Below are 3866 nucleotides of genomic sequence, written 5' to 3'. Positions count from 1 at the left end.
TGGTGGCCCGGGCCACCACACCCCCGATCGCCTAACGTGCAGGTCGGCGCACGTTTCCGCGGGGCTTGAGCGGGGTGCCGGGGAGTTCGGGGGCGGGGAGGCGGTCGCCGGGGTAGCCCTGGACCTCGCCGAAGCGGTCGGCGGCGGCCTGCCAGTCGGCGCGGGCCTGGACGATGTCCTCGTGGGTGCGGCCGATGAAGTTCCACCACATGACGATCTGCTCCTCGAAGGGCGTGCCGCCGAGCAGGATCGTCCGGGCGTCGGTGTCGCCGATGTTGGTGAGGGTCAGGGTGGTGGGGCCGGGGGCGAGGTAGCCGAGGTCGGCGGGCTTGAGCGGGGTGCCGGCGAAGTCGACCTCGCCGGCGTCGACCAGCAGGCCGTGCTCGAAGGCGGGGTCGACGGAGAGGGTGACGGTGGCACCCGGGCGCAGGGCGATCTCGGCGCCGAGCAGCGGGGTGAAGGTGGGGACGGGGGAGGTGTCGCCGGCCAGGGTGCCGAGGAAGACCCGCGCCTCGCCGCCGTCCAGGGCGACCGGGGCGGGCGCGTGGTGGTGGAAGTCGCGGCCGGTGTGCCGGTGCTCCTCGGGCAGGGCCAGCCACAGCTGGACGCCGTGCAGGGTGGTGGTGTCCGGGGTGGAGACCTCGGAGTGGGAGATGCCGTGGCCGGAGGTCATCAGGTTGACCTCGCCCGGGCGGACGTACGCGTGCACGCCGAGGCTGTCGCGGTGCTCGATCTCGCCGGTGAACAGCCAGCTGACCGTCTGCAGCCCGGTGTGCGGGTGCGGGGCGACGTCCATGCCGCCGGTGTCCGCGACGTCGTCGGGGCCGTAGTGGTCCACGAAGCACCAGGCGCCGATCAGGGTGCGGGAGCGCTGCGGCAGCGTCCGGCGTACGGTCATCGCGCGCGGGCCGCCGAGCGGGACGTCGCGCGGGGGCAGGACCTCCAGGCGCGGGGCGGCGGCGTTCGGGTCGACGAGGTCGGTCTCGGTGGTGCTCACGGTCGGGGTCCCTCCCAGGTGCGAGGTGGTTCGTGGTTCCGGGTGCTGCTGGTGTGCTTCTGGAGTCCAAGATAGTTCTATATTCAACTATTATGGCATGGCAGAGTGGCGGACGACAGTGATCAAGCCTAAGGAGTTCAGGTGAGTGACGTGACGGTGGTCCCCGCGGACCGGCGGGTGTTCATCGACAAGCAGAGCCCCCAGGCCTACAAGGCGATGGTCGCGGCCGCCGAGGCGACCCGCGAGGCGGCGGCCGAGGCCGGGCTGGACCGCCGGCTGGTGGAGCTCATCAACCTCCGGGTCTCCCAGATCAACGGCTGCGCCTTCTGCCTGAACGTGCACACCAAGGCCGCGCTGCGCGAGGGCGAGACGACCCAGCGGCTGGGCGTGCTCCCGGCCTGGCGCGACACCGAACTGTTCGACGCGCGGGAGCGCGCCGCACTCGCGCTCGCCGAGGCGACCACCGACCCGGCCGACGCGACCCTGCAGGAGGCCGCCTACGGCGCCGCGCGCGCGGCGCTGAGCGAGGCCGAGATCTCGGCGGCGGTGTGGGTGGCGATCACCATCAACGCCTTCAACCGGGTCTCCATCATGAGCAAGCACCCGGTCCGTCCGGCCCCGGCGCGTTAGGGCGCCGCCCACCGGATCCCGCCCTGGCACGGGAAGTCGACCGGGCCGACTTCCCGTGCTGCGACCCTCCCGCGTGCTGCCCGCCGTGGGGTCGGCGGCCGATCTTGTCCAGCGCGAGGAGATCGTCGTCGGGGAGCCGGAGTCCCGCGCCCGCGACGTTCTCCCGCAGGTGTGCCACCGACGAGGTGCCCGGGATCAGCAGGATGTTCGGCGACCGCCGCAACAGCCAGGCCAGGGCGACCGACATCGGCGACGCGTCCAGCCGGGCGGCCACGACCGTGAGCGCGGAGGACTGCAGCGGGCTGAAACCGCCGAGGGGGAAGAAGGGCGCACGTAGGCGATGCCCTGCTCGGCGAGTCCGTCGATCAGCTCGTCGTCCTGGCGGTGGGCGTGGTTGTACATGGTCTGGACGCACACGATCGGCGCGATCGAGCGTGCCTCCGCGACCTGTGCCGCCGCCGCGTTGCTCGCGTTGCTCACGCCGAGGTGCCGGATCAGCCCCTGCTGCTGGAGTTCGACGAGCGTGTCGAACGCCTCGGCGAGCGAACCGGGCACGGGGCCCTGGGCGTCGCCGAGCCGGAGCTCAGGGACGTCGCTTCGGCGGTCGTTCCGGCGGAGGGTGGTCCAGGCCCGGCGGATCAGGCTACGACCGGTGATGGCCGTGTCCGCGATCCGTCGGACGGAACCTGGTCGGCCGACGCCGAGGGCCTCCGCCTTTCGGCGTAGGCCCTCCTATGGCGGGTGGACGACCGGTTCCTCCCGGCGGTGGATGACGAAACGTCAGGCCGGCGGCGAGGCTGGGGGCGAGGGCGAGGGGGTGCTCGCCCGGTGGAGGTGGGGACGCATGGTGCTGGGTGGGGGACGTACGGCGGAGGGTATGGCGAGTGCGGCGGCGCGTTCGGCGCGTCCGGGGTGGGGTGGGTCGGGTGCGGCTCGGCGCGCGGCTGCCGCAGCGGCGGCGGCGGTCTGCCTGGCGGTGGCCGCGCCGGTCGCCTCGGCGGGTGCGGCCGAGCCGGGTGCTGCCGAGCAGGCCGGCGGGTCGCCGGACGGCCGACAGCAAGGGGCGGCCGAGCGCCGGGCGGCGGCACTGCGGGCGGTGACGGACGCGGGCGCCGTCGCGGCGATCGCGGAGGTCAGGGACGGTGGCCGCGTCTGGCGCGGGGGATCGGGCGTCGCTGATCTGGCCACCGGCGCGCCGGTCCGTACCGACGGCCGGTTCCGGGCCGGCAGCGTCACCAAGGTGTTCACCGCCACCACCGTGCTCCAGTTGGTGGGCGAGGGCCGGATCGGCCTGGACGACCCGGTGGAGCGCCACCTGCCCGGCCTGGTCCCGAACGGCGCGAAGATCACCGTGCGCCAGCTGCTCAACCACAGCTCCGGCCTCTGGGACTCCACCAACGAGAAGGGCGGGGTCTTCCCCGAGCTGGCCGACGCGGCGGCGGTCCGGGACTGGCTGGACCAGGGCGGGCTGACCAGGACGATCACCCCGGCGCAGGTGGTCGCGGCCTCGGTCGCGCACGCGCCCAACTTCCCGCCGGGCACCGGGTACGGTTACTCCAACGTCAACTACGCCCTGCTCGGCATGATCATCGAGCGGGTCACCGGGCGCGGCTACGCGCAGGAGATCACCGCGCGCGTCCTGCGCCCGCTCAGACTGGACGGGACGTACTTCCCGGGCACGGCGACCGACATCCGGGGCCCGCACGCCCACGGCTACGTGACGCTCGTCGAGGGCCCGGGCCCGGCGGACCGCAGTGACCGGGACGTGACTGTGGCCAGCGTCTCCTGGGCGAACGCGGCGGGCGAGCTGATCTCCACCCTGAGCGACCTGAACCGCTTCGAGCAGGCCCTGACCAGCGGCCGGCTGCTCCCGCCGCAGCTGATGAAGGAGATGACGACGACGATCCCGGTCGAGATCGAGGGGCAGCCCACCGGGCTGAGCTACGGCCTGGGGCTGGCCCGGTGGCAGCTGTCCTGCGGGGAGGTCCGGGGGCACGACGGCGGGGTGCCCGGCTACAGCTCGCAGCTGTGGAGCTCGGGCGACCGGCAGGTCGCGCTGTCCGTGACCACGCGCGGTGACGACAAGCAGGTCCAGGCGCAGATGGTGGCGGAGGTCGGCTTCCTGGAGCAGGCCTTCTGCGGCACCCGGTGACGCGGCCCGGGTGGTTCGCCGGGGTGCTCCGCCCGGGTGCTCTGCCGGGGTGCTTCGCCCGGGTGGTCCGCTCGGCCCGGCGCCGAC

3 protein-coding genes and 1 pseudogene are annotated in these 3866 nt (G+C 73.7%); 2 read left to right on the top strand and 2 right to left on the bottom strand.

Annotation, left to right across the window (positions count from 1 at the left end):
• Nucleotides 1-31: 31 nt before the first annotated feature.
• Nucleotides 32-997, bottom strand: coding sequence for a pirin family protein (locus IE332_RS08330; protein WP_229928426.1), 966 nt, complete (start codon nucleotides 995-997; stop codon nucleotides 32-34).
• Between the two features lie 141 nt (nucleotides 998-1138).
• On the opposite strand from IE332_RS08330, the gene IE332_RS08325 reads away from it, so the two are divergent.
• The gene (locus IE332_RS08325) at nucleotides 1139-1627 is read left to right on the top strand and encodes a carboxymuconolactone decarboxylase family protein (RefSeq protein ID WP_189914533.1); all 489 of its coding nucleotides are present in this window, start codon (nucleotides 1139-1141) and stop codon (nucleotides 1625-1627) included.
• A gap of 94 nt (nucleotides 1628-1721) precedes the next feature.
• On the opposite strand, the pseudogene IE332_RS08320 reads toward IE332_RS08325, so the two are convergent.
• Nucleotides 1722-2221: pseudogene (locus tag IE332_RS08320) on the bottom strand (aldo/keto reductase); the annotation flags it as partial.
• Between the two features lie 382 nt (nucleotides 2222-2603).
• On the opposite strand from IE332_RS08320, the gene IE332_RS08315 reads away from it, so the two are divergent.
• A complete protein-coding gene (locus IE332_RS08315) occupies nucleotides 2604-3779 on the top strand; it encodes a serine hydrolase domain-containing protein (protein ID WP_189914531.1) in 1176 nt (391 codons plus the stop codon).
• The last annotated feature ends 87 nt before the right edge of the window (nucleotides 3780-3866 follow it).

This window comes from Kitasatospora xanthocidica (assembly GCF_014656195.1).
Lineage (GTDB): Bacteria > Actinomycetota > Actinomycetes > Streptomycetales > Streptomycetaceae > Kitasatospora > Kitasatospora xanthocidica.
Note: the sequence above shows the minus strand (reverse complement) of the source record. Positions and strands in the feature narration are given on the sequence as shown.